Annotated in this window: 30 protein-coding genes; 3 read left to right on the top strand and 27 right to left on the bottom strand. The window is 63.9% G+C overall.

The window, feature by feature from the left end; translation table 11 throughout:
• The 14 genes from E2583_RS08585 to E2583_RS08520 all read right to left on the bottom strand — a co-directional run bounded on the left by E2583_RS08585 (nt 1) and on the right by E2583_RS08520 (nt 13,874).
• Nucleotides 1-3,981: a tape measure protein gene (locus E2583_RS08585; protein ID WP_291594865.1), complete on the bottom strand. Its 3,981-nt coding sequence runs from the start codon at nt 3,979-3,981 to the stop codon at nt 1-3.
• A 17-nt stretch (nt 3,982-3,998) separates the two neighbouring features.
• Nucleotides 3,999-4,643: a DUF6441 family protein gene (locus tag E2583_RS08580; protein ID WP_291594863.1), complete on the bottom strand. Its 645-nt coding sequence runs from the start codon at nt 4,641-4,643 to the stop codon at nt 3,999-4,001.
• Between the two features lie 180 nt (nt 4,644-4,823).
• Nucleotides 4,824-5,222: a hypothetical protein gene (locus tag E2583_RS08575; protein ID WP_158383899.1), complete on the bottom strand. Its 399-nt coding sequence runs from the start codon at nt 5,220-5,222 to the stop codon at nt 4,824-4,826.
• A gap of 8 nt (nt 5,223-5,230) precedes the next feature.
• Nucleotides 5,231-5,983, bottom strand: coding sequence for a hypothetical protein (locus E2583_RS08570; RefSeq protein ID WP_207374497.1), 753 nt, complete (start codon nt 5,981-5,983; stop codon nt 5,231-5,233).
• Entirely contained in the window at nt 5,980-6,207 is a 228-nt protein-coding gene (locus tag E2583_RS08565; RefSeq protein ID WP_060784707.1) for a hypothetical protein, read from the bottom strand. Before E2583_RS08565 ends, E2583_RS08570 begins: the two co-directional genes overlap by 4 nt.
• Nucleotides 6,208-6,212: 5 nt before the next feature.
• Nucleotides 6,213-6,659: a hypothetical protein gene (locus E2583_RS08560; RefSeq protein ID WP_207374498.1), complete on the bottom strand. Its 447-nt coding sequence runs from the start codon at nt 6,657-6,659 to the stop codon at nt 6,213-6,215.
• A 4-nt stretch (nt 6,660-6,663) separates the two neighbouring features.
• The gene (locus tag E2583_RS08555; RefSeq protein ID WP_207374519.1) at nt 6,664-6,966 is read right to left on the bottom strand and encodes a hypothetical protein; all 303 of its coding nucleotides are present in this window, start codon (nt 6,964-6,966) and stop codon (nt 6,664-6,666) included.
• Nucleotides 6,966-7,979, bottom strand: coding sequence for a major capsid protein (locus E2583_RS08550; RefSeq protein ID WP_158383903.1), 1,014 nt, complete (start codon nt 7,977-7,979; stop codon nt 6,966-6,968). The genes E2583_RS08555 and E2583_RS08550 overlap by 1 nt, the downstream gene beginning before the upstream one ends.
• A gap of 2 nt (nt 7,980-7,981) precedes the next feature.
• Nucleotides 7,982-8,359, bottom strand: coding sequence for a head decoration protein (locus E2583_RS08545; RefSeq protein ID WP_291594859.1), 378 nt, complete (start codon nt 8,357-8,359; stop codon nt 7,982-7,984).
• Between the two features lies 1 nt (nt 8,360).
• Nucleotides 8,361-9,599: a S49 family peptidase gene (locus tag E2583_RS08540; protein ID WP_291594857.1), complete on the bottom strand. Its 1,239-nt coding sequence runs from the start codon at nt 9,597-9,599 to the stop codon at nt 8,361-8,363.
• A 10-nt stretch (nt 9,600-9,609) separates the two neighbouring features.
• The gene (locus tag E2583_RS08535; RefSeq protein WP_291594855.1) at nt 9,610-11,121 is read right to left on the bottom strand and encodes a phage portal protein; all 1,512 of its coding nucleotides are present in this window, start codon (nt 11,119-11,121) and stop codon (nt 9,610-9,612) included.
• A complete protein-coding gene (locus tag E2583_RS08530) occupies nt 11,121-11,327 on the bottom strand; it encodes a hypothetical protein (RefSeq protein WP_291594854.1) in 207 nt (68 codons plus the stop codon). Before E2583_RS08530 ends, E2583_RS08535 begins: the two co-directional genes overlap by 1 nt.
• A 22-nt stretch (nt 11,328-11,349) precedes the next feature.
• Nucleotides 11,350-13,308, bottom strand: a complete 1,959-nt coding sequence (locus E2583_RS08525) for a phage terminase large subunit family protein (RefSeq protein WP_291594852.1) — start codon at nt 13,306-13,308, stop codon at nt 11,350-11,352.
• Complete coding sequence (locus E2583_RS08520; protein ID WP_291595039.1) at nt 13,308-13,874, bottom strand: elements of external origin; 567 nt, start codon at nt 13,872-13,874, stop codon at nt 13,308-13,310. The genes E2583_RS08525 and E2583_RS08520 overlap by 1 nt, the downstream gene beginning before the upstream one ends.
• A 109-nt stretch (nt 13,875-13,983) precedes the next feature.
• Between E2583_RS08520 and E2583_RS08515 the strand changes: the two genes are divergently transcribed.
• The 3 genes from E2583_RS08515 (at nt 13,984) to E2583_RS08505 (ending at nt 15,053) form a co-directional block, all read left to right on the top strand.
• Nucleotides 13,984-14,190, top strand: coding sequence for a hypothetical protein (locus E2583_RS08515; protein ID WP_158383909.1), 207 nt, complete (start codon nt 13,984-13,986; stop codon nt 14,188-14,190).
• Nucleotides 14,191-14,285: 95 nt separating this feature from the next.
• Nucleotides 14,286-14,849 carry a DUF3489 domain-containing protein gene (locus tag E2583_RS08510; RefSeq protein WP_291594848.1) on the top strand — a complete coding sequence of 188 codons (564 nt, stop codon included), beginning with the start codon at nt 14,286-14,288 and terminating at the stop codon, nt 14,847-14,849.
• 24 nt (nt 14,850-14,873) lie between these two features.
• Entirely contained in the window at nt 14,874-15,053 is a 180-nt protein-coding gene (locus E2583_RS08505) for a hypothetical protein (RefSeq protein WP_291594846.1), read from the top strand.
• A 4-nt stretch (nt 15,054-15,057) separates the two neighbouring features.
• Here E2583_RS08505 and E2583_RS08500 read toward each other — a convergent pair whose 3' ends face one another.
• The 13 genes from E2583_RS08500 to E2583_RS08440 all read right to left on the bottom strand — a co-directional run bounded on the left by E2583_RS08500 (nt 15,058) and on the right by E2583_RS08440 (nt 25,144).
• Entirely contained in the window at nt 15,058-15,555 is a 498-nt protein-coding gene (locus E2583_RS08500; protein ID WP_158383912.1) for a hypothetical protein, read from the bottom strand.
• A gap of 92 nt (nt 15,556-15,647) precedes the next feature.
• Complete coding sequence (locus tag E2583_RS08495; protein ID WP_291594843.1) at nt 15,648-16,928, bottom strand: site-specific DNA-methyltransferase; 1,281 nt, start codon at nt 16,926-16,928, stop codon at nt 15,648-15,650.
• Nucleotides 16,925-18,352 (bottom strand): site-specific DNA-methyltransferase, encoded by a 1,428-nt coding sequence (locus E2583_RS08490; RefSeq protein WP_291594841.1) that lies wholly within the window; start codon nt 18,350-18,352, stop codon nt 16,925-16,927. The genes E2583_RS08495 and E2583_RS08490 overlap by 4 nt, the downstream gene beginning before the upstream one ends.
• Before the next feature lie 374 nt (nt 18,353-18,726).
• Nucleotides 18,727-19,026: a type II toxin-antitoxin system RelE/ParE family toxin gene (locus E2583_RS08485; protein WP_207374507.1), complete on the bottom strand. Its 300-nt coding sequence runs from the start codon at nt 19,024-19,026 to the stop codon at nt 18,727-18,729.
• Complete coding sequence (locus E2583_RS08480) at nt 19,026-19,283, bottom strand: type II toxin-antitoxin system ParD family antitoxin (protein ID WP_207374508.1); 258 nt, start codon at nt 19,281-19,283, stop codon at nt 19,026-19,028. Before E2583_RS08480 ends, E2583_RS08485 begins: the two co-directional genes overlap by 1 nt.
• Nucleotides 19,284-19,337: 54 nt before the next feature.
• Nucleotides 19,338-19,733, bottom strand: coding sequence for a DUF6362 family protein (locus E2583_RS08475; RefSeq protein WP_158383917.1), 396 nt, complete (start codon nt 19,731-19,733; stop codon nt 19,338-19,340).
• Entirely contained in the window at nt 19,726-19,935 is a 210-nt protein-coding gene (locus E2583_RS08470) for a hypothetical protein (RefSeq protein WP_291594836.1), read from the bottom strand. Before E2583_RS08470 ends, E2583_RS08475 begins: the two co-directional genes overlap by 8 nt.
• 1 nt (nt 19,936) lies before the next feature.
• Nucleotides 19,937-20,401: a crossover junction endodeoxyribonuclease RuvC gene (locus E2583_RS08465; protein WP_158383919.1), complete on the bottom strand. Its 465-nt coding sequence runs from the start codon at nt 20,399-20,401 to the stop codon at nt 19,937-19,939.
• A gap of 145 nt (nt 20,402-20,546) precedes the next feature.
• Nucleotides 20,547-22,832, bottom strand: coding sequence for a phage/plasmid primase, P4 family (locus E2583_RS08460; protein ID WP_279872942.1), 2,286 nt, complete (start codon nt 22,830-22,832; stop codon nt 20,547-20,549).
• A complete protein-coding gene (locus E2583_RS08455) occupies nt 22,829-23,059 on the bottom strand; it encodes a hypothetical protein (RefSeq protein WP_158383921.1) in 231 nt (76 codons plus the stop codon). Before E2583_RS08455 ends, E2583_RS08460 begins: the two co-directional genes overlap by 4 nt.
• The gene (locus tag E2583_RS08450) at nt 23,056-23,793 is read right to left on the bottom strand and encodes a hypothetical protein (RefSeq protein ID WP_279872943.1); all 738 of its coding nucleotides are present in this window, start codon (nt 23,791-23,793) and stop codon (nt 23,056-23,058) included. The genes E2583_RS08455 and E2583_RS08450 overlap by 4 nt, the downstream gene beginning before the upstream one ends.
• Nucleotides 23,790-24,290, bottom strand: a complete 501-nt coding sequence (locus tag E2583_RS08445; protein WP_279872945.1) for a DUF6511 domain-containing protein — start codon at nt 24,288-24,290, stop codon at nt 23,790-23,792. The genes E2583_RS08450 and E2583_RS08445 overlap by 4 nt, the downstream gene beginning before the upstream one ends.
• Nucleotides 24,287-25,144 carry a P63C domain-containing protein gene (locus E2583_RS08440; RefSeq protein ID WP_158383924.1) on the bottom strand — a complete coding sequence of 286 codons (858 nt, stop codon included), beginning with the start codon at nt 25,142-25,144 and terminating at the stop codon, nt 24,287-24,289. Before E2583_RS08440 ends, E2583_RS08445 begins: the two co-directional genes overlap by 4 nt.
• Nucleotides 25,145-25,148 lie beyond the last annotated feature (4 nt).

The following is a 25,148-nucleotide window of genomic DNA, read 5'->3' as shown; positions in this document are numbered from 1 at the left end:
TCAGACAGTGCGGGCGCGGGCGGCGTCTAGCAGTTGCAGCAGTCGCGCTTCGTCGCGCGCATCGACCGTGGCGTTGACCTTCTGCTGTCCCGAGGACAGCTCCACGCGCACGGTGCGTATCGATGTGAGTGCGGGCGCGCTGTCGGGCAGCGAGGGACGCGGCAGGCTGCGGCTTGCGGGCTGCACCAGACCGCCCGAGGCAAAGCCCTGAATGCCCGCCAGCGCGCGTCCCGCCAGTACCTGCGCCGGAGCGTTCAGGTTGTTGATGGCCTCGAAGAAGCCTGCGCCGTAGCGAGACACGGCCTGCCGATTCACGACGAACTCACCGGGGGTGAGCATCGCCGGGACGGTGTCGGACTTCGCCAAACCGCCGCGCCGGTAGAACTCGCCCTGGTGCTGCTCCATGTACTCGATCAGCTCGCGCTCCAGGTCTTGCTTGCTGTTGTTCATGGCCCATTGCCAGCGCTCGGCAATGGTCGTCAGCGCCCCCTTCTCCCGGCTCGTCAAGGTCTTGAGTGCCTCCATGCGTTCGAGCACAGGCTTGTCCAGGTTCCACAGCTTCGACCAGTGATTGCGCGTGGCCTGATTGGCAATCGGACCGCCCCAACTGCCGGTGTTGATGCTCTGCATGCCCAGTTCCATCATCTTTTGCGCCTGGACGACTTCGCGGTTTTTCTTGGGCGTTCCACCGCCCACAAAGCCACCGGTGGCAAAGCCCGCGACACCACTGGCCAGACGCGAGAGCGCGCCGCTGCCGTACTTCTGCACGGCTGCCTTGCGGATCACGAAGGCACCGGCGTCCAGTGTGCGCGGCACGGTGTCGTGGTGGCCGGAGCCAGGCACCGAGCCACCGCTCATCCGGGGAAAGGCCGGAGCCACCGCGCCACCGTCGGCAAAGCGACGGACACCACCACCCGCGCCACCGACCAGACCGCCCGTGGCATTGGTTTCCACCTTGGTCACATAGATGGTGTGGGTGCTGGAGGTGTTGCGCCCATTGAGGCTGTCGATCTCCACGCGTACCGCACCGACGTTGCTGGCCACCTGATGCTGTGACTCGGTCTGGATGCGATCCAGCGCCTTGATCATCCCCTCAACATTGGTGATGGCCGCCTGCGCCTTTTCGGTCGCCACCTTCAGCTCGAACTGCGAATTCTGGTCAGCGTAGGTCTTGAGCTTGTCCAGCGCCTCCTTGGCCTTGGACACGTCGGCATCCACCGGCAGCGTCTTGCCTTCCTTGAGCAGCGCTTCGTATTCCTTGAGCTTCTTCTCCGCTTCCTGCAGATCGGCCTGGATCTGGAGCAGGTATTCCTTTTCGGCCAGCGCCTTGTCCAGATCGGCGATGGCCTGGTCGAAGCGCGTGGTGTCGGCGTCCAGCGTGACCTTCAGACCGTCTTTGAGTTTGGCGGTGATCTGGTCGATCTGGGTTTGTGTCTGCTCCAGCGTCTGGCGGATCTGGTCGCGGGCGGTCAATGCCGACTGCGCCGCCGTCTGGTGGGCCTTGGCTTCGGCGTCCAGCGTCTTGTTCAGAATCTCCTCTGATTCGCGGATGCGTTGGATGGCCTGATTGACACCGTCCTTGCCCTGGGCGATCTGCGCGTCGGCGTCCTTGGTCTTCTGGGCCAGTTCTGCGCGCAACGCGTCCGCCTGACGCATCAGGGCCTCGGCCTGCGCGTATTCCTGCTTGCGGTAGGCCTCGCGCGACTGGGCCTCCAGTTGAGTGACCTGCGACACTGCCTGCTCGGACTGCTTGCGGGCATCTTCGCCGCGCTTGGCCTCGCTGGTTTGGCTGCTCGCCACCTGCGCGGCCAGATCCATCGCCTTCTGCGCCAGTTGCCGGGCTTGCTCAAATTCGCCGTTGGCCAGAGCCTCGCGCGCCTTCTGCTGGTACTCGGCGATCTGGCGCTTTCGATCCTCGGTCGCCTCGAAATCGGTCATGCCCTGACGCCGGATGTCGCGGATGCGCTCCTCCGTTGTCATCGAGAGCTGACGCTTTTCCTCCTCGATGCGCTTGATCTCGGCCAGATGCCGGTTGGCCTCGGCGTTGAGGGCGTCGATGTGCTGCCGGTACTCGGACAGCGCCTGCGTCATCGTCTGGCGCTTGGTAGCCAGAATCTCGTTCTCGACCCGCTGGACGTTCGCGCGGCGCTCCTCCTCGGTCTGACCCTGGCGGCGGGCCGACTCCACCCGGGCTCTGGACTCATCGTCGATAAGTTTCAGGGTGTCGGTCGTAGCCTGCCGACGCAGCGTGGTCTGCTGGGTCAGCGCCTCCGTCAGCAACTGAGTCGACTTGGTGATCTGCGCGGCTTCCGATTGCTTGGACAGTTCCAACGCAGACTGCTCCTGCTGATAGCGTGCCTTCACGGCATCGACCTGTCGCTGCAGGTTGGCCTCAACAATGCTTGTCAGATCCTTGTAGGCCTCGGCCATCTTGGCGGTGGAGTCATTGACCGTCTGGTTGGCCTTGCCGACCGCCTGCTCGACTTCGCCGAGGCGGGACTTCAACTTCTCCAGCGCGCTGTGAACGGCCTCGATTCCACGCCCGACCGCTTCCTGCGTTCCCTGGCGAACGGCTTCCAGCCGCTTGGCAATCTCCTCGGCGGCGGTGGCAGCGGTGTTCATCGCGCCTTTGGCAGCGTCCGCCCCCTTGGCGGCATCAGCGTACATCTGGGTGAAGATCTGGTTCATCTCCGCAAGCCGCTGCTCGTGGCGCTTGGTGGCCTGCTCGATGGTGTCGGAGGTGAATACCGCCTTGAATACTTCCCAGCGGTACTGCAACTGCTCGATGCCTTTCATCAGCATCTCGACCATGAAGATGCCTGCCTTGCGCACGATCTCGAATTTCTCGGACAGCCAGGTCCCGATCTCCCAGCCGACCAGGAAGGCCCCCAACGCGGCGAACGCAGTCTTGAGAACGCCCACGCTGGCCACGGCCGCCGACACCGACAAATTCGCTGTTGCCCATGCTGCCGAGGTCGCGCTGGCTGCTGCGACGGCCGCCGCACCAGCGGTTTGCCACGCGGTAATCAGCGCCGGGATTAGGCGGTAGATCAGTACGGCCAGACCGACTTCAGCGATGCGCTTCAACCACTGCATCACCGTGTCGAGGTCGTTGGCGAGGAAGGTCAGCGCCTCGGCCAGCTTCTTGGTCAGGCCCGTCGATTCATCGACCCGGTTGATCCACTGCCCGAAGGCATTGCGCAGGCGCTCGAAGGCCTGGCTGACGGTCTGTGGCAGTTGGGCGTACTCGCTGGCCAGCTTGTCCTTCTGGCTCATCAGCGCGTTGACCACCACATCAGCAGTCAGCCGGCCTTCCTCAGCCAGCTTGCGCAACCGCCCAATGGGCACGTTCAAACCATCGGCCAATGCCTGCGCCAGACGGGGGCTGTTCTCGACGACTGAGTTGAATTCCTCGCCGCGCAGCACGCCCGACGCCAGGGCCTGCCCGAATTGCAGCAGAGACGACTGCGCTTCAGTGGCTGATGCACCTGAGAGGCGCAACGCCTGCGAAATGCTTTCGGTGATCGTGAGCGCGTCCTTTTGCTCACCGCCGAGCATGCGCACCGCCTGCTGGAGCTTTCCGTACAGCGTGGCGGTTTCCTGGATCGGAACGCCAATACGCTGGGCGATGTCGAACAGTGCCGCCTGCGCGGTCGTAAATTCACGCTGTCCCGCAGTCGCCAGCTTCAGGCGAGCAGACATCATGTTCCAGGCATCGGCGATCTGGACGATCTCCTGCACCTTGCCTGCGGCCCAGTTGATCGACAGGAAGGCCAGCAACTGCGTCTTGGCAGTCGCCACCTGATCGCCAAAGGCCGACATTCCTGCCTTGACCTCGGCCATCCCGGCGGCCGCCTTCTCACCGGCGGTCTTGGCGGTGCTTGAGAGTTCACCGAGACTGCGCTCGGCGGACGCGATAGCGCGCTTGAGCCCCTCGTCGGCCCCTTCGAGTGAGACGAGGACGGAAATTCGGTTCGCCATAAAGTTTTTTCAGCCCTTTAACTCACCGTCCGGATCTGCTTCTCGATAGCAGACAACAGACGCGGGATGCGGCCCGCGACCAGACGTTCGACATCGAGGCGCTTGCGGAGCACGACCTTGGGCACCAGCACGGCGATGGGCACATCCGCGCCGCGTTTGAGCCGCTTGATCCCCTCGGCTTTGCGGTAGCGGCGCTTGAATCCCGACAGTGGCCGGTCGTGTTCCTTGATGTTCTCGGCCATCAACACGATGTTCCCCTTGGCGTTCTTGATGAAATAGGCGTTGCCGCCGCGCATCAGCTCGGCGATCTGCGCCTTGAACCGTTTGCGGCCGACACGCCCGTGTAGCGGGATCAGCATCCGGCCTCCAATGACGCCGCCCCGCTCGTGAATACCCGACCACAGGATGCGCGAGCCGACGTAGAGCGCGGGCAGCCGGTTCTTGTCCTTGTCCAGCACCTTGGCGGTGAAGCCCTTGACGAAGGACTTCTTGACCACCGCCATCTGACCCGCAACGTGGCTGCGTACGTCCTGCTTGAGTTCGGCGGCCTCACTGGCGATGCCGTGCGCAACCGCCTTCTGCACCTTCTCGCGGAAGTCGCCGCCCCAGCGGCGCAACTGCGCCTGTGCGGCCTTGCTATCGATGCGAACGGAGATGCGCATGGTCTTGGAGCCTATCGAGTGTCTGGTCAAGGTGACGCGGATCGCCGCGTGCGCCGATGGCGATCAGCGAGAGCAGCCGCGCATCGCGCGCCGCGTCCTCACGCACGGTGGCGGCGGCGAAGCCGCGCACCTGCGCCAGGGTGTAGTCGAGGATGTCCGGCAGTCGGTGGCCGTGGGCAATCAGGTGCTGGACGGTGTCAAACCAGCCGTCGCCGTGCTCGCCTGCTCGAACAGGCCGCCCATTTGCTCGTTCAGACGCGGCATCACGGTCCGGGTAAAAAAATCGGCATTGACCTCGATCACCTTGGCAGCCACGAGGATCGCTTCGTCGGCATCGAGTGCATCGACCCACGCGCGCGGTTTGCCGATGGCAATCGATACCGCTGTCAGCAAGTCGTCGCCGTGTTCGCCGAACAATGCCAGCCAGTCAATGCCATTGCCACCGAGCTGCTGCATCACCGGGGTGATGGCCCGCAGAAAGGCGGGCATCTGACCGATCTTCAGCGGCTTGATGGCAACGACGTCGCCCGCCAGGGAGATCTCGACGGCTTGCGGAACGAGTTTGTCCAGATCGCTCATGGCAGCCCTCACAGTTGGACGATGCGGCCGAACTGGCCCAGCACCGCGTCATAGGGCTTGGTGGTGTCCGCCAGGAGCGAGCCTTCCAGTTCGAACTTGTTGTACTCGTCCGAGATGAAAGAGATCTCCTTGAGCGGATCGAAGGCCACGCGGTACAGCTCGACCAGCACCTTGGCGTTGCCCTGCGCGGTATTGATACCTTCCAGTCGCAGATACCGCTCCGGTACCGACTGCGTGAAGATGCCAATTTCGGTGGTCACGCCGTAGGTGTAAGCGGCCTTGAAAGGCGCGGTGAAGCCGGTGATCTCCAGAAACTGGAGGGCACCGAAGTCGGTGTCCACCGTGTAGTGGGTGCCTGCGATCAGTGTCGCGGGCGTACCTGCCGAATCGGTGACCACGACCGCCGACACCTTGGGGTGCGCGAAGAAGTAGCGGTCGCCAACCACCGGAGCCTCGCCACCGATGGTTTCAGCAGTCACCGAGCCGGTGCTGCCGGTGATGTGGTTGCCGTACAGCGCCAGGGCGAGGTTTTCCTTGGTGAACTCCTCGATGGTGAGGTTCACGGTGGCCGACTTCTGCTTGACCATCCGGTGGTCGAGCGAGCGCTGGCCGGTCTGGCTCTCGTAGTGCTCCAGCACGTCGGTCTTGAGCGAGAGCTTGAGTTCGGCGACGTTGCCGGGCGAGCGCACTTCGATGGGAAGGCCGTCGATATCGCGCTTGCCGAGGAAGACGCGGCCCTGAAAACTGGCGTAGGTGCTCATGATTTGGATTCCTTGCGTTGAGTGGTGATGGGTCGGATGGGCTCAATGGGTGTGCCGTCGCCTTGCGGCTGGGGCTCGGGCTCGGGTAAGCGCTGGCGGTCGTGGCGGGCGATGCCGTTGGCGATGAGCCAGTCGGCAGTGCTGCCATCCACATCGAGCCGTTCGCCCGCCTTGTGGGCTTGGCCCGCGTGGGTGTGCGGTTGGGTCAGAACGATGGAAGTCATGGGGGTCATCCTTTGGCTGAAAGGTCGGTGTCGAGCGTCCGGTAGGTGATGGCGTAGCGCGCGGGGATCGTGGCGGCCACTGCATCGGCGTCCTCGACGTCCCACTCGCAGTCCTGCTCGCGCAGCCCTAAGGCAAGGCCGCCCAGATTCCGGTCGGCAAGCAGCGCGGCGTGGGCGGCGGTCAGCAGCCGGTCGGCTTCGGTTTCCGGAATGGCGGGAGGCACCGCGCGGGCCAGCGCGACCAGGCGCACCGTGAGCTCGCGCGTGACGCGGTCGTTGGCGCGTTCGGTGATGGATTCGGACTCGGGAAACACCACCAGCGCCGGGCACTGCTCCCGGCTGATGGCCACCGTGGGCGAGCGGTGCAGCGTGGCCCCGAGCGATTCCACAGGCGTGCGGACGACCGCCATCACCGCGAGCAGGATCTGTTCGCGGATTGAGTTGGTGGACACGGCACTACACCCGGGTGAGCTGTGCGCGCATCTCCGAGCCGTCGCCCACGGCCCGGGTGCTACGCACCTGATAGATCACGCCATCGATCTCGACCGCCTCGCGCGGCCCCAGACCTTTGAGGACCGAAGCCGGATAGGACATCTGGTAATCGGTGGACGAAGCCAGCCCGTCGAACACGGTGTCGTCCGGCGCAGTGAAGCCGACCGCGTGTGTCTGCGACGGCGAGCCATCGGCTGGATGCCACCTGCAGTCACGCAGAAGACCAGCGCTCAAAGCGGCGGCATAAACCTGCTCGACGAGACCCATCATGCAGCCACCAGCTTCACGAGCACACCAGGGCGATGGCACATCGGCAGCGGGTTGGACTGCGTGTGCAGGTCGGTGCCCCGGTCAAACTTGCGCGGCTCCTGCTTGGCGTACAGCGACAGGCCGAGCGTATTCACCGTCTCGTTGAAGTCGGCTGGTGCAAAGTAAGTGCCGAAGGTGTCGATGGTGCCGGTCGGGAAGGCGTGGGCCTCGCCTGCCTCGATGAAGCGGCGCACGACAACGTTCTCGCCGATTCTCGCTACAGCTTTCCCTCGGTACTCCTCGAAGGTAATGCCGCCATAGGTGAAGCCCTTGCGCACATCGTTGATCAAGATGGCACCGTTTTGCCAATTGGTATAGGCCGTTTTTACCGTTGGGTGGGCAATCAGTGCCGCAAAGAATTCCTGCGAGCACAGCACATGAACACCAGTCGAAAATTCGCCGCTGAGACCTTCTTCGATCGCTGCTGCCGTAGCGATGCAGGCGCCTTTGACGTCACCTTTGTCGTTGGAAAACGGAAACTCGACAACGGTCTGATCGATCTCGAAGGCATCGAACAAATCGACCAGCTCCGACCCATCGGCGTCGAGGATCACACCCTTGAGCGCCCCAATACGCAGGTGCTCCAGCGTGATGGCGTGCTTGTTGCGCATGGTCTCCAAGTGCCGGGCGACGACGTTGGCGATGGATTCGGTTTCCGTTTCTGAACCGAAGGCACGCAGACCTTGCACTTCTTCCGGCAGCACCACGTCGTCGTGTGGGATGTGTGGTACCACGAAGGAGCGCAGCTTGCGCTTGCCGCGTACGCCAACCGTGCCGGGTGAACCCGGTGGCAGCGTAGGCAGCAGGTTGAGCACGCCGTTCATCTCCTCCACGATGATCTGGCGCTGACGCACGGGCTTGGGCGGCATCAGGTTCAGTTCTTCCAGTCGCCCATAGCGGTTGGGCAGGATGTTGATGGCGGCGGTGAGCGCTGCCATCGAGAATGCAGGATTGCTGAAGGGGTTGTTCATGATCAGGCTCCTTGACGGACGAGCACGCCCAGCGCCTTCAGTTGCGCGAGGGCAGCGAGTTTTTCGGCGGTGGTGATGGCGTCGGGCCACGCGAGCGCGTGGTGGGCGACGATGGCGTGGCGCGTGACGACGAGGCCGTCGTCACGGTCGATCAACGCGGCGTCGCAGGCCTGTAGCAGCACGCCAGCGGCGACCTGCGTGCCGTCTTCTGCGGACGGATCAAGTTGTTTGAACTTGGCCGTTGCGGTGACGATGCCGACCACCGTGCCCAGCGGCAGGTTTTGACCTGAAGCGACCGTGACGCGGTCGCGCGAGTAAAGGTTTGGGGCTTCGTACTTGAGCAGGTCGCCCAGGTTCAGAGGTTCGGCTAGAGCGGGCATCTCAGATCTCCTTATTGGTGGATTGCGCTGCGATCTGCTTGGCGGCGTCGATCAGCGGATTGCTGGCCACAGGGCGCGCGGCGTCGGGGGCGATGCGGCTGGTGATTTCGGGACTGGCTTCGGCCTGCGCCGCAAGCAGTTGGCTGCGCACCTTGGAGGGCGAGGACTGAGCTTCGAGGAAGCCCGCAATCAGGTCGGTTCGCCCGGCCAGCGTGCAGGTCTGCGCGATCTCGACGGCGTCGGCCACGCTCAGCGTGGCGGCGGGCGGTTGAGCAGGGCTGCCAGCAGGATCAGCAAGAGGCCGATCAAGAGCAGCGGGGTCGGTTCGATCATTCATCAATGACTCCTTGGGGTGGTTGCTGAGAAAGCCCGCCCGCGCGGCCACGGCCACCGGAGTCGGGTTGGGGGAAAGCGATGCGAGCAGTTGCGCCAACGCGTCGTCGAAGGTGCCGACGGCATCGGCCAGGCCCATGGCGACGGCGGCCTGCCCAAAGAACAGTCCGGCTTCGGTGTCCCGCACGGCAGATGCCTCGATGCTCCGGTGACGGGCCACGGTCTCGACGAACAGGCCGTAGATGCGATTGACCTCGGCTTTCAGGAATGCGTGGGCTTCGCTGGAGATCGGCGCGTGTGGGTTGAGATCGTTTTTGCGGTCGCCAGCGAACACGGCGGTGTAGTGAACGCCGTCCTGCGCGTCCTTCTCAGACTGATCGACGTGCATCGCAATGACGCCAATCGAGCCGACACCGCCGGTGCGGGAGACGAATACCCGACTGGCGGCGGACGCCAGCGCGTAGGCAGCCGAGAAGGCCATGTCATTGGCCACGGCCCAGACTGGCTTGATCTGGCTCGCCGCGCGGATGCGGTCGGCCAGATCGAACACGCCACCCGACTCGCCACCCGGCGAATCGATGTCGAGCAGGATGGCCGACACCTCCGGATTGCCGATAGCGGCGTCCAGTTGCGCGGCGAGCCCCGCGTAACTGGTCAGCCCCGACTCGGCCTCCAGCCCCACGGTGCGGCGCACCAGCGTGCCGTGGATCGGGATGACGGCCACGCCGTGCGGCGATCCGGATGCGGCGCTGTTGTCACGTTGGGGCTGCGTATAGCCAGGGGCTGCGGCCAGATCGGCAATGCCGACCCGGGGGCCAAGCACGGACAGGATCACGTCAAGTTTTGGGCGATGGATGGCCAGCGGCACGCCAAAGAGGCGCGCCGCCAGATGCGGCAGCAAGGTCATGGGAAGTCCTTCAGGCAGTCGAATTGGTGCCGGATGCGTCGGCGTCGGCGGTATTGCGGTTGGGTTCCGCACTGCCGCCGTCCTTCGACGTGTAGCGAGGGTCGGAGTCGAAGATCAGTCCGAGGTCGTCGGCGCGCTGGTTGTCGGCAGCGATCTCCCGGTCGACGTCTTCAGCGTCGTAGCCGTTGGCTGAGATGGCTTCCGAGCGAGACATCAAGCCTGCGCGGATCGCCAGCAACATCGCCTTGAATTCCTTCTCGGGATCGACCCACTGCCAGCCCTGGGGAATCCACTTCACCGCGAGGTACTGACGACGACGGGCTGACCCGCCACGCGCGAACCCGGGGGCGTCGATTGCACCGGCAAGCACCGCCTGCTTCATCCAGGCTGCCCACACCGGACGGCACATCTGATGCACCAGCACCCCGTGCTGCACCATCTCGCAGCGACGCCGGAACTCCAGCATCCCGGCGCGAATGGACGAGTAGTTCACGCCGGTCAGATCGCCGGTCAACTGCTCGTAGGTGATACCAATGGCGGCGGCAACCGCGCGGAACTGGGTGCGCAGGAATTCGGAGTACGAACCGCCAACGTCAGCCGGATCGGAGAACTTGATGTCCTCGCCCGGCTCCAGGATCTGCAACGTGCCCGGCTCCAGTCCGGCAAGCGCAATCCCGTCGGCGTCCGCTGCGCCTTCGCCCATCAAGTTGTCCTCCGGGTTGGCGCGCGTGACGAAGCCCGCGAACATCGCTGCGGTCTTCTTGCGCACCAGCTCGGCGTCGTCGTACTGGTCGAGCTCGTTGAGCTTGACCAGCGCCCGCGACAGCCACGGCTCGCCCCGGATCTGGCCTGGGCGCAGCACGCGGAACAGGTGAATGATCTCCTTGGCCTCGATGCGCACCGTGTCCATCCCGCCCTGACCCGACATCGGAGCCAATCGCCCGTCCTCAGGGTGCGAGCGGTACAGGTGGTAGGCCACGCGCCGTCCAAGGTTGTCGAACTCGATGCCGGAGCGCACGACGTTGCCCGACGGCAGATCGGTGTTCAGGTTGATGGGCAGGTGCTCCGGCTCCAGGAGTTGAAGCTGCAGGGGCACCGACAGGCCATCCTCCGGGCGCCGTGGCCGCAGCCGGATCAGGCATTCACCCCCTTCGAGCATCGCCCGACAGGCCAGCGCCTGCAGGCCGTAGAAGTCCGTCTGTCCGGCCGCGTCGGCTTCCTCGACCCAATCACGCCACAGCGCCTGCACCTCGGCCTTGAACCGCTCGTCACCGGACAGACTTTGCGGCTTGATGCCAGTACCGACCGCATTGGCCACGAAGGCTTCGATCCCGGCCTGCGCCCACGCATTGCGGCGCACGAGGTCACGGCTCTTGCCGCGCAGTTCGTTGCTGGTCGCCAGCATCGCGGCGACCGCGCCGGGGTTGCCGGGCATCCACGCCAGTGAACGACGGCCACGACCGGCCGCCTCGTGAACGGGCGGCTGACCAAATAGGCTGCGAATTTTCGAGTACCAAGCCATCAGAAGCCCTTCGCAGTCGTGATGCGGATCTGGCGCTTCGGGCTGGCACCGGCGTTGCGCGCGATCTCCGCCTCGACCGTGCGGATTGCGGCCTGGATCTCTTCGACGCTGCGGTACTCGACCGTCTTGTCGCCGAAGCTCACACGCCGCTCGCCGGTGGCAAGAGCCCGTTTGAGCGCTTCGAGTTGGGTGGTGGTGTAAGTCACGGTGTCCTCATCGGCGTGTCAGTCAGCCGAGCCAGCGGCTCTTGATGACCCGCCTACCAGAATTGCGGTTGCCAGAAACAGCGAGGCCACCGCTATGGGTGGCCTCGTTCAATTCGATGTCTTGGATGGGCGGTGGCTCATCCGGTGGGGGCGCAACCCCAAGTTGCCGCTCCAACTCCCGCCAGTGGCGTTCCTCGAAGCGATCCAGTCCGGCCGCCGATGCGGCCGCGCGGGCGTAGACGTAGCAGTCGAGCGCTTCATTGCGCTCGCGCATCTTTTGCCACTCGCGCACCGGGAATCCGTTGCGGTCGCGGCGGGTGATCAGTTGCTCGGCGCACAGTTGCTGGATGAACTCGGCGTCGATCTTGGGCAGATGGACGAACCCAGCCGGAAACACCGGGGTCAAGCCGTCCTCGCCCACATCCGCGCTCTTGCGCAGGTTGTTGTAAAACTCCAGCTTGGCGATCCCAACCGCCACCGTGAAAACCTTGATGCCCCGGCGCAGCTTCTTTCCGCCCTGCGAGACATCGATGGCCGTCGGCGTGCCGATCAGAGCGGCACCGCGCTGTACGCCCTTGACCGCCATCACGCGCGGATCGTGGCAGGCACGCATGAAGGCATAGGCCTCCTGCGTGGCAAAGCCGGTGTCCAGCGCGAAGCGCGCCAGTGGCATCGCCGCGCCCGAGGCGTGCGTCCACTGCTCGGCGAGCATCGCGGCCAAGGCTTTCCACACCGCGTCGCGGGCGGTGTCGCCCATCAGCACGCGGTGCTCGACCAGCCACGATTCCTTGCCGCGCCCGAAGGCCCAGACCGAGGCCTCGATGCGATCCTTCTGCACGTCCGCGCCGCCGACCAGCAGCAGACCGCCTTGCGGCACGCTGCCGATGCGGTACTCCTCACGGCGCTCGACCAGCCGTTGCCAGTCAGGTGCTTCACCTTCCTCGACCCAGGTCTCGCCCAGTTCGGTGTTCTTGAAGGTCTTGATCGCGGCGGCCGATCCCGACTCCTTGTTGACGGCGGCTTCCCACGCAGCAGCGATATCACGCCAGGAGCGCCAACCCACTGGGCTGTACAGGGACGACAAGTGAAAGCCTGCCGTCTTGCCCTGCGCCATCGCCTGCCACTCGCCGCGCTCCAGCATCCAGGTCTTGTGGTGCTCGGAAATCGCGGTGTCGCAGGCCTCGCAGATGTAGGCAGCGGTTTCCGGTTGCCCCTTGTCCCAGCGCAGTTGCTCGAAGCGCAGCGACTGCGGGTGGTTGCAGTGCGGGCACGGCACGAAGTAGCGGCGCTGATCGCTGGCCTCGTACTCACGCTCGATGGCCGATGCCCCCGAGATCGTTGGCGTCGACACGATGAAGATCTTGCGCCTGGAAAAGGTGCGCGTGCGCGCCTCGGCCAGCGAGATCGCATCGCCTTCACCCTCGACATCCAGCGGATACCCGTCAACCTCGTCGAGGAACAGGTAGCGCACCGGCATCGAGCGCAAGCCTACTGCACTGTTCGCCCCGGTCATCACCAGCACGCCGCCCCGGAACTCCTTGGCCAGAATGGTGTTGCCCGAGTCGCGCGAGCGCGCCGGGGCGATCAGTTCGGCCAAGGCGGACGACTCCTCGATCAGCGGGTCAATCCGCTGCTTGGAATTGCGCTTGGCCATCTCCACCGTCGGCCAGACAGCCATCATCGGCCCCGGCGCGTGGTGAATGACGTAGCCGATCCAGTTCGACCCCATCTCGGTCGCACCGAGCTGCGCTGCCTTCATGAACACCACCCGCTCGACCGGAGAAGTCGGCGACAGGCAATCCATGATCGCCTTGAGGTACGGCGTGCGGCTGGTGCGCCAGCGCCCCGGCTCGGCAGACGCCTTGCTGGAGAGCATCCGGTGGCGATCTGACCATTCCGATACCGTGAGCAGCGGGTCGGGAGTGAGCCCATCGCGCCACGCCCGTTCGATTTCCTGGGCACCTTCGTAGTCCATCATCATCAATCCACGCGCGGACGCAACTCGCCCAACTCAATCAAGTGTTCGCGCACGGCAGATTCGAGCGCCACGTGCATCTGGTGCGCGTCGATGCCGAGCGTGGATGCCATCTGGCCGGAGACGCGCGCAGGCCAGTTCAACCACGCATCACGCTCAATGCGCGCGAGCTTGAAAACGTGTGCCACGGCCTGCGCCCGATCCACCAGTTCCTTCTTGCGGTGCGCCAGCTCCAGGTTGTTGAGCTTGGCCTTGAGCACCTCGTTGACGGTGCGCGCCTGCAACAGCGAGGTGCCGCTCGTCGACATCGGCGCGGTGCTGGCGTCGACAGCATCGCGCTGGGGTACTGCTTGTTCCGTCGCTACCACGCGCCGCGCCTTCGCGGTGCTGACCTTCTCTGGCGCAGCAGCACTGCGCGGCTGCAATGTGTTTTGTGCCCACTGGGCGTCCGCCGTGTCCGGATCAATCGTGCCGTCAGACAGCGGCGTGATCCGCCCGGTGTCGATGGCCTTTTTCACGGCCACGTGCGACACGCTACGGTGGCGCGCGTAGGCGCGAATCGAGAGTCCCATCGTCACCTTCTTCAATCATCTGTTCGTCATTCCTGCGGATTGAGCTTGGCTTCCATCAGGAACAGCGCGTTCATCACGTCACGCCAACCACACCCCGAAGGGAAACGCCATGAGCCAGATCGACACCATCCTCACCCTGATCGCCGAGAAGCATCTGGGCATCGACACCCTGCAAACCCGCCACGCCGACAGCCTGGACTTCCACGACACGGCGGTGTGGTGCATCCGGGACGCGTTGGAAGCGGCCTTCAAGGCGGGCGTTGAACTCGGCACATCGATCCCGAAGGCCACGGAAGGGGAAATCGCCAAGGACTGACCGGAAAGCTGCCAAGCCAAGCAGAAAGCGCTTGGCTTCAGTCCCGGACAGCGCGTTCATCACATCGTCATCCACCACCCCCGAAGGAGCAGCCCATGCCCACCACCAACCTGACCCCCGCCCAGCACGCCATCCTGGCCAAGGCCATCAATACCAGCGCAGGCAAGATCGACTGGTTCCCCGACAACATCAAAGGCGGCGCGCGCAAGAAAGTGCTAGACGGGATGTTCAACCGTGCCCTGATCACCACCGACGGCACCGACTGGTTCGTCGCCGCCGAGGCCTACGACGCCTTGGGGGTAACTCGCCCCGGAGTGAACAAGACGAGCATCGGTCAATTCGAAGCCAATCTCGACCAGATCATTGCCAACGCAGAAGGCGCGCCAGCCGCCATGAGCGATCCCGAACTGGAAGCCGCCGTAATCGCCGCCGAAGCAACGTGGGTCAAGCCGCGCACCCGCGACAACAGCAAGCAAGCCGAAGTGATCCGGATGCTGCAACGCCCCGAGGGCGCAACCATCGACCAGATCTGTGCCGCCACCGGCTGGCAGGCGCACACGGTACGCGGTACCTTCGCCGGGGCTTTCAAGAAGAAGCTGGGCCTGACCATCGTGTCGGACAAGCCACAGGGCGGCGAGCGGGTCTATCGCATAGCGTAATTACACGGATCAAGAGACACAGCAATGAGCAATACAGCCCCCACAGATCAGGCCAGCGCCATTCGCTGGCTACTGGAAAACCGCCGCAGTGATGTGAGCTTTGAAGAAGCCATCAGGCAGTTGTATCGTGCTTTGCGCGGCGATACCCAGGCCCAGGCGATCCTGCATGAACTGGCGCAAAGCAGGGACCAGGGCCGACACTGAAACATCAGTGAAAAACGCCCCCCGTGACCAGCTCGCGAACAGCCTTTTCTGGAAAGACCGGCCCTTTGTAAAGGGGACCACACGGGGTATTCGCCAATTTGAGAGAGATCTCCAATGGATCCATCTTGCCCTCCAGGCTGCGATAGCCCTCGGCGAGAAAGGAAAACTCGTTCATTATGCCAACCACACTTCGATTAACTGTCTTGGCATAGACCACTTCGCGCATCTCCTCGATCTCAGCCCGAATGAATTCGGGTGGCAAATCCAACGCCTGCAACATCACACTCAACGCCTGAGGAAAACGCTGCACCAGCGTGACCGCCGGAGCCAAGGGGCAGAGCACGGGCAACAATGTTCGCTCATTGACCAGAAGCGCCATTTGCGGTTTCCAGAACATTGCCGTGGCATACCAGGCACCAAGCCGTGAAGTCGAATGTGCAGGCGCTGCGACCTGCGGGTCAATTCGGTCGAGTAGCTTTTTGGTGCAGTGAAGCGTGAACATGCCAGCTCGCAATCAAAATCTGAGAATGCGAAGTTTGCACCAGATAAGGAATGGCTCCCAGTATCCACGGCCTACTCTTGGCCAGGATTCGCTCAAACATTGGTACCGGGACTCTCCTCTGCCATAGATGCCCCGCTGACCAGATGATTGAACCGGGCACCATCGACCTGCCGCACGGCCTGCCCACCGCACCACTCCTGCCAGCGCCCAACAATGACGTCACAATACTTGGCATCCAGTTCAATCAGCCGTGCTTTGCGGCCTGCCTTCTCGGCGGCGATCAAGGTCGTCCCCGAGCCACCGAACGGATCGAGCACCACGTTGCCGGGACGGCTCGAATTGCGGATCGCGCGCTCGACCAACTCCACCGGCTTCATCGTCGGGTGCAAGTCGTTCTTCTGCGGCTTCTTGATGTTCCAGACGTCGCCCTGGTCGCGGTCGCCGCACCAGTGGCGTGTCGCCCCCTCGGGCCAACCGTACAGGATCGGCTCGTACTGACGTTGGTAGTCGGCGCGTCCCAGCGTGAAGGTGTTCTTGGCCCAGATGATGAAGGTCGACCATTTGCCACCGGCGGCGCGGAAGGCTGCCTGCAGCACATCCAGCTCGCTGGATGACATGGCCACGTAAATACCTCCCCGGCAACGAGCCACGGTGGGCGTCAGTGCCGCCAGCAGGAAGTCGTAGAAGCCATCACCGAGGTTGTCGTTGAGGATCGCGCGATCCTTACCGCGCATCTTGTCCTTGGCGCTGTTGGCGTAGTTCACGTTGTACGGTGGGTCGGTGAATACCATGTCCGCCAGGTCGCCCTGCATCAACTGCTCGTAGCTCTCGGCCACAGTCGAGTCGCCGCACAGCAGCCGGTGCTGGCCCATGACCCAGACATCGCCCGGGCGCGAGATGGGTGTCTCGCTGACCTCGGGCACCGCATCCTCATCGGTCTGCCCCTCGTTGTCCAGCTCGTCGCCGGCGATCAGTTCGGCCAGGGCATCGGCGTCGAAGCCGGTGATGTCCAGATCGAAGCCTTCGAGCTGCAAGGCTTCCAGTTCGATCCGCAGCATCGCGTCGTCCCAGCCCGCGTTCTCGGCGATGCGGTTGTCCGCAATGACCAAGGCGCGGCGCTGGGTCGCACTTAGATGGTCGAGCACCACGACAGGCACCCGTTCCAGCCCGAGCTTCTGGGCGGCGGCGAGACGACCGTGGCCCGCGACGATGATGCCGTCACTGCCCGCCAGGATCGGATTGGTGAATCCAAACTCCGCGATGCTGGCGGCGATCTGCGCCACCTGCTCCTCGGAATGGGTGCGCGCGTTGCGGGCGTAGGGCAGCAGCTTGGCGGTCGACCACTGTTCGATCTTGTCGGCCAGCCAGTTCATGCCACCTCCTCGGCATCCAGGGTGGTGGAGCGCTCAACGGCGACCTGCTCGAAGGACTGACCGGTGGCGATCAAGGTGACCGGCACGCCGGGGTGGTTCTGCTGGAAGCGTTTGATGGCGACATCCACGTACTGCGGGGCGATTTCCACGCTGCGGCAGATGCGACCGGTGCGCTCGGCCGCCAGCATCGTCGTGCCGCTGCCGCCGAAGGGCTCAAAAACGATGTCGCCCGCGTCCGTGTAAGCCTCGATCACGAATTCCGGCAGCGCCACCGGGAACACAGCCGGGTGATCGATGTCCTGACCGATCTTGCCCTTGTGGCGCATCACGCGGATCACCGAGTCGGGGATACGGGTGTCCTGTGTCGGCTGGCCCTTGTGCGTCCAACCGCCCACCTCGCCATCCTTACCGCGCATTGCCGTGGACGAGCCATCGGCGCGCAGGTGCGATTCCTGTCCAGCATGCTTGCAGGGCACGATCTTGTTCGGCTTGCGGCTTTCGCGGTTGAAGTGGAAAACGAACTCGAAGCTCGGGGCGAAGCGGCCTGCCCAGTCGCCGGGCATCCCGGGCCCCTGATCCCAGACGTACCACGCAAAGCGCCGCCAGCCCTGCTGGCGCATCCAAGACAGCCAAGCGTCCCAATACGGGATCACCTCGTTGTCGCGGTGGATCAGGCCCAGGTTGACCAGCACCTGACCATCGGCCGCCATCGGCAGGTGCGCGAATACCCCGCGCATCAGACCATCCCAATCGGTGATGCCGCCCGAGGTGTAGTCGCGCTGGTTGCCGTAGGGCGGCGAGGTGAAACACAGGCGAGAGAGGTCACCCTGCATCAGCACAGCGACCACGTCCCGGTCGGTGGCGTCGCCACAGATCAGGCGGTGCGCGCCGATTGCCCAGAGATCGCCGGGGCGAGACACCGCTACGACGGGCGCTTCCGGCACGTCGTCTGCGGCATCCGGTTCCTCGGTGGCCGGCTCTGCATCGGCATCGGAATCGGCATCGGCGTCGGTCACGTCACCGGTGAGCAGTGCCTCGATCTCGGCATCCTCGAAACCGGTCAGAGCGAGGTCGTATCCCGCCTCGAACAGATCGGCCAGCTCCAGGGCCAGCATCTCCTCGTCCCAGCCCGCATCCAGTGCCAGCCGGTTGTCGGCGATCACCAGTGCCCGCTTCTGCGCGACGTTCAGATGGGCCAGTTCGATCACTGGCACCTGATCGAGCCCGAGCTTGCGCGCGGCGGCCAAACGCCCGTGCCCGGCGATGATGCCGTTGTCGCCATCGACAAGGATCGGGTTCGTCCAGCCGTACTCGACGATGCTGGCCGCGATCTTGGCGATCTGGCTCTCGGCGTGCGTGCGCGGATTGCGGGCGTAGGGAATCAGCGCCTCGACCTTGCGGTACTCGACGTTGAGCGTGTTCAAAGTGGAAGTCCCAAAAGCAAAACCCGCCGAGCGTTGCCGCCGGGCGGGTTGGGTGAATGAAGATTCTGGTGGGGCGGTAACCGCGCCTGGGGGTGGTAACCGGGGCCGGTAACCTGGCCGACTGGTAACCTTGCCCGCGCCCTGACGCTAAAAAAGCGTCGCGCTCGCGCCCCCCGCATTGGATTTCGGCGAGGAAGGACCCCTTTTGCCTTGGGCCACTTCCTTAACCGTCACCGCTGTCCAGAAGATAGCTCAAATACTACCCCCGACCGGGCTGTTTTGTTGCATACCCGGCAGTCCCCAAAAAGGACAAACGCGTCAAAGCAAGGACAAACACATCACGCATTGCCCTACGTTGCTCGGGAAGTTGAAAGCTATTGTTCGTCTGCCCTGAACACAGCAGGCAAATCACGCGCGCCGTGCAGGACACGGACGACCAAAACTGCCTCGGCCGTGGCTTCAAAGAAGATGACGTAGTGGCCGTGGGCGCAGGATCGGATGCCGTCGTCCAGCTCGGGGCGCAAGCGATAGCCGGATGGATTGAGGGTGATGCGCTGGCACTGCGCGCGCAGCTCACGCACGAAACTCAAGGCGCGCACAGGGTTGCCAGCCGCGATGTAGTCGGCAATGGCTTCGAGGTCTTGCTCGGCCAACGGGGTGAAGGCCAGGCGCATCAGCGTTCAGCTTGTGCCGCGTACTTGGCCTCGAGGCGGTCGAACACCGCATCTGCTGACTTGGCAGGGCCGCTGGCCCGACCTGCCGCGATTTCGGCACGCAGGGCCTCGAGTTCGAGTTGCTTGCGCTCCTCACGCTCCTCCAGCAGACGCAGCCCGGCACGCACCACCTCGCTGGCATTGTTGAACCGACCACTTTGCAGCTGATCTCGGACGAAGGTTTCGAAGTGATTGCCAAGGGCGACACTGGTGGGCATGGCAGCTTTCCTAACTATTAATAATATTTATTATCCGCCGTGCCCGCCAAGTCGTCAATGTGCGGCATCGTTGAGCTGCGTGGCCACGATTTCCAGTGCCCTTTGCCAGCGACGCCACGCTGTCGTCCGGTCGCAGGCAAAGCGGATCGCAATGTCCCTCCAGCCGTAGCGCTTGGCCCGCATCCACACCAGATGCCGTTGCTCCACCTCGAGCCATTGCACCCAGCGCATCGTCTCCAACATCCGGTCGATAGCATCAGGACTGGGTGGCAACGGTCGGTACACCTTCTCGTCGGCAGCAAACGACTCCCACTCCTTGCGCACAAAGGCAGGCCAGCAGTTGAAGTAGCCCTGCACCCGCACGGGTGGCAGGCGGCGTCCGGTGCCGGCCGCCTCCTCGAAGCGCGCGGCCACATCCTCAATTGTCCAGTTTGTGTGTCGGTTAGCCATGACGTCGCCCTCCTGCGCCGTAGAGACGCTCGCCGATCTGGCGCACCAGTTCACGCTCCATCCAGTCGAGGCGTTCGTCATCGGGCGACACCACCAGGATGTGTTGGTCGCGCCAGCCACGTTCCTTGACGGCGTCCAGATCCGTGGCTTGGGGTAGCAGCCGACCGAGGGGGCAGCGGTATTGGGGTGTCGGAATCTTCACGTCACACCTCCTGGGTCTGGACAGCCCAGTGCAGCAAGGCAAGCGCATCAGCTTCGTTGTCATCGGCCGGAGCGTGGCCGCGCGCACGCATGGCTGCGATGACGTCTTCCTTGCCCGCGTTGCCCTTGCCTGTGGCGTGCTTCTTGATTGTGCCTACGGGCACGCCTTGGTACGGGATCTGGTGGTGCTCGCACCAAGCTGTGAGCGTGGCGAGGAATCCTCCGTAGGCGTGGGCGGCATCGGTCGAGACATGGCGACGCACCTCCTCGAAGTGCAGGCAGTCGATGCGGTCGCAGGATTGCTTGATCTCAGTGAGCCAGCGTCTGAATCGCAGGAAGCGCATTCCGCCGCCTTCGAAACGCTGCGGACGGAAGATCTCGGAACCGCTGGTGATGTGGCCATCGCTGCCGCGCAGCGCCCAGCCGGTAGTAGTGCCCAGATCGAGGGCGAGGATGGTTGTGCTCATGGTGTCAGTCCTTGTCTTGGCTGGACTGACGCATCGGACGCAGTCAGACATAACTTCTCCGTGAGGCGCACGCACGCGCACGCGTATAGAGAAGTTACGTTGAGCCATGTCAGTTGCGTCAGACCGTGTGTTTGTCATGGTTGGCTCAGTTGTCCGCGTAGGGGGTGTAAGACGGTGCTGGCTGGTACTTCAGACCAATGCCCTGAAAGCCGCGCACACCTGCGCTGTTGCGCCACTTCTCGATTCCACGAGTGATCAGCAGATCGGAAAAACGGCGCTGCGAACCGATGAACTCACCCGATGCTTCAGCCCACTGCTTCCAATCCGTGAACAGCTCTGCGGTCAGTGACTTGGCGTTGACCTCCCGCACACAGCGCTCGTCGATCCATCGGCCCAGCGCATCCTCAGCCTCGAAGTACTCCTCGGTCGCAGCCTGCACGCAGGCGGGAGGCTTCAGGCCCTCACGCTGCCACGCAAGGCATCCGGCGACGGCCCAGGCGAGGATGCCGTCACGTTCGGCCAGCAGCTTTTCCGTCAAACGTGGATCGCGCCGATCAGGCGGGATCGTTACCGTGAACGGAATCATGTGCAGACGTCGCCGCATTGCTTCGTCGATGTTGCGAATAGCGGGCTTGTGGTTGCCGACAATCACCGGCTTGAATTGCGGCGTGTATTCGAAGAAATCCTTGTGCATGAAGCGCGCAGAGATCTTGTCGCCGCCCGTGATGGCTTTGACTTTCGACTCGTTCAAGCGCCGCCCCTGCTCGGTTTCGATGGCCGTCACGAAGCGCGCGCCGCGCAGCCCCGCCAGATCGGTCGGGTGCCGGTCTCCACGGGTTTCGACAAAGGTGTCCATCGACGCCGTGGCGGCGTAGTCGCCGAGGATGGTGCTGATGACGTTGGCGAACACGCTCTTGCCGTTGGCACCGGTGCCGTACAGGAAGAACAGTGCGTGGGCGCTGGTCGCACCCGTCAGGCAATAGCCCACCATCCGCTGCAGGTAGGTTTGCAGTTCGACATCGCCACCCGTCACATCTGACAGAAACGCCGTCCACTGCGGACATTCGCCGTCCGGTGTGGCCGTGGTGATCTTGGTCATCCGGTCAGAGCGCTCATTTGCCCGCTTGCGTCCGGTCTTGAGATCGACCACGCCACCGGGCGTGTTGAGCAGCCACGGATCGGCATCCCATTCATCTGTGGTGGCGGCGTGCCTGCGGTCGGCACGCGCCAGCCGTTCCACACCACTGACCGTTCCAGCGCTGGCGAGCTTGGCTGCCACCTTGGGGTTGTCGGCGCGCAGGGCGGTCTGGCGACAGACGCTGCGAATTAGGTCAGTTGCAGCCAGTGTGTCCTCGGTGCGCCAGCGTTGTCCGTCCCATACCAGCCAGCGGCCCCACGCGGCGACATATCGCCAGTCGCGGTGGTAGCGGCGGGTGAAGGCCAGCGCCAGCGCATCCTCTGTACCCCAAACGGACTCGTCGTTGCCGAGCACGGGCTCATCGGAATCGGCCACGTCGTGCATCTGCAGGCGTGGGCCGTGGGTGAGAAAGGTGGCAACATCAAAGCCTTCGGCGACGGCGTCCGCCGCATCCCAACCCTCCGGCGCACCCTCGGGCGGGTACAGGATGTGGCAGGACTTCGCTCCTGCCACCAGAACGGCCTGCGCGGCTTGTGTTGCGTATTCCCAGCCCGGCTTGTCGCGGTCAGGCCAGATCAGCACGGTCTTGCCGGACAGCGGCGACCAGTCGGTCTTGTCGACCGGGGCATTCGCACCGTGCATTGCCGTGGTGGCATTGACACCTGCGTCGATCAAGGCCTGGGCGCATTTCTCGCCCTCGACCAGCACCACCTGCGCGGCGCTGACCATTCCAGGCTGGTTGTACAGCGGGCGTGGATCGGGCGGTGCCATCTTGTGCCGCTTAGCGTCCCAGGGGCGGAACTGCTTTTTGCCTCCGGGCGGGTCGTAGCGGTACACGACCGCGAGCAGCTTGCCATTGGCGTCGAGGTAGTCCCACTTGGCGGTGGCCGGGCCAAGTTCATCGACAGGCGCCGATTGCTTCTTGCTCTTTGACACCGGCGCAGAGCGCGCACGCCCAAGCAAATCGGCGGCGGCATCCAACACGCGATTGAAGTCGGTGTGTATGGATAGCGCTAAATGGCAGGCAATAAGATCAAAGATATCGCCGCCATCGCCGGTGGCGCGATCCATCCACAGTCCCGCCTTGTCACCCTCGAGCACCACCTCCAGGCTATCGCCAGGGCTGCCCAGCACATCCCCAATAAGGAACTTACCCCGGCGCTTCTTGCCAGCTGGGAACAGCGTGATCAGCACAGCCTCCAGACGCGCAATCAGTTCAGCACGAATTTCATCGCGCTCGGCTTCGCGGGTTTCCGGCACAGGGGGTTGAGGCACGTCGTTGAAATCGATCATGCGTCGCCTCCCTGTGCTTCTTCAGGTCGCCACTCCTTGACGGCAGAACTCTTGGCAGCCCACTCCGACAGTTCGGACAAACGGTATCGAATCAAGCCACCCATAACGTAGTGCGGTATGCGGTAGCGCGAACGTTCTGTGGGGTCCCGGAACCAGTAATACGGCAAGCGCAAGGCGATTGAGGCCTCACGGCCATCGATCATGGTTTCATTAGTTTTTGCATTCATGCCTGCGTCCTCCAGCAGCGGTCTTGCCACGCGCACATCCGGCATTCGAAGTGGGTCGGGTCATGGAAGGCGCGTGGCAGAAGCTCGCCAGCCTCGGTCGCCGTGATGACCTTCACCGCACGATCCGACATACGCTGGGCCAGCGCCGCGTCAAATGGCACGAGCTCGGTGTAGATCTCCATCGTGTCGGCGTTGAGCGCCGTGAAGATCGCGGGGTGCTCGTGCAGTTCGAGATAGACTTGGTAGATCGCCACTTGCGCGGCGTAGATGGGCTTGGAGATGGCCAAGCCCTTTTTCTCCAGATCGCTCCAGGACTTGTTGCCCAGGCACTTGCACTCCCAGAGCGCGGGATAGGCGAGGCCCTCGGGGCCTCCAACGACAACGCCGTCGACGTGGCCCTGCAGGCGACCATCGGCCACCGAGAAGCCGAACTGCTCGCCGTCGGCCTTTCGGGTGCGCAAGTCAAAACCTGCGTCCCGCAGCCAGGCGACCATGCAGTCCTCCATGACGTGGCCACGCTCGAAGATGCGCAGCATCCGGCCCGAAGTGTCCCGCCCGTGGTCGATAGGTGCCTTGGCGTACTCGAACTGCAGCGCGCGCTCGCAGGCCACCCCGAGGCGCGAGGCCCCGAGGTACTGGCGCTCAGACTGGCGGGCGCGGGCCTGCTGCAACCCGGCATCGACGAGCGCAGTGATCTGACCCGAAATGCTCGAAGTGGAGTTGAAGTCCATCATGGCTTCTTCCCCTTCGGTTCTTCCCAGGGCAGGTCGTCCTCCAGGTCCGCGAACGGATTGGCGGCATCGGGTGCCAGCTGATCGGGTGCAGGGGTCATCCCCCGCACGGGCGGGTATTTGGTGGCCTCGTGGTGCGCGACCATCGCATCCGACCAGCAGGTGACGATGGCGTCGATTACCCGCAGGGCCTCGGCTTCGGAGTAATCGCCCAGCGGCTTGGTGAAGCCGATCTCGCCCGCTGCCTCGCCGAAGGCCTTGAGGCAATGACGCATTGCGGCCAGTTCGACGTTAGACGGATCAATCATGGCGACCTCCGTCTTGTCGATGCGACCTTCCTTGGCCCGCTGCCAGTTGCCGTACAGCGCGTGAAACGCCTCCTGGCAGCGACGGGAACAGAACACCCAGTCGATGGGATAGCGCCGGGGATCGCCCACACCGTGGCGGTTGTCGGTGTGGCCGTAGCCCCGGGCCTGTCGTTTGCAGACCCAGCATTTCACGCCCCCTCCTCGAGTTCATCGAGCAGCAGGCCCAACTGCAGGGCAGCGCCAGCAAAGGCGGCCTCGCAGCGGCGCTTGAAGTCGGGATAGCTCTGCGAACTGCGCGCAATCGCCGTGACGGCGTGAATCTGCGATTCCAGATGCGCGAGTCCCTGATCGGACAGCCACTGGTGGTGCTTCTGCGAGATGCCCTTGCGATTGCGGATCTCGCCCAGCAAGTCCTCTGGCAGCACCGGCCCGTAGACCCAGCGCAGCGTGATCTGGCCAACGACATGCGGAGGGTTCTGGTCGTGGCCCTGGTATTTCCAGCCGAACAACCGATAAATGGCGCGGTAGTAGTCCGGGTGGAAGCGGCGCTCCCACGATGCGCAGGACTGGCGCAGCAACTTGGAGATCAGCTCCTGCAGCGCATCGGGCGCACGGTGGTGCTGGTAGCCAGTAGCCTCGTCGATCAGCGCGACCTCGCCGGTGGTGGCCAGTGCTGACAGAATCTTTCGGCAGTTGGGAATGAGGCGTTGACGCTTGGGATGCAGATGCCCGAGCAACGCGGCATCGATGACCCCGAGCGCCACATCACCGACGATTCCTGCCGGAAAGAAAGTTCCGGTTTGACCGGAGGGCAGGCGCACCTTTGCGTACCCTTTTTTCTCGAACTCTGACAAGGACTTAGCGGAGAATTCCTCGATCAAAGCGCCGATTTGCGTACCCGGACTTTTCTCCCGCAGACCCAGTGCGCGGGCCAGTTGGCGTTGGATGTAGCCGCGCTCGCCCGATGTGAGCACGACCGCTTCGCAGTAGAGGTCACCGAAATGCACGACGCCGTAGTGGCTGGCAGTGAGGATGGATGCGTTCATGGCG

The organism is Comamonas sp., assembly GCF_009360615.1.
In the GTDB taxonomy this organism is placed as follows: domain Bacteria; phylum Pseudomonadota; class Gammaproteobacteria; order Burkholderiales; family Burkholderiaceae_C; genus Comamonas.
The sequence above is the reverse complement of the archived record's forward strand: the minus strand, read 5'-3'. Positions and strand labels throughout refer to the sequence as shown.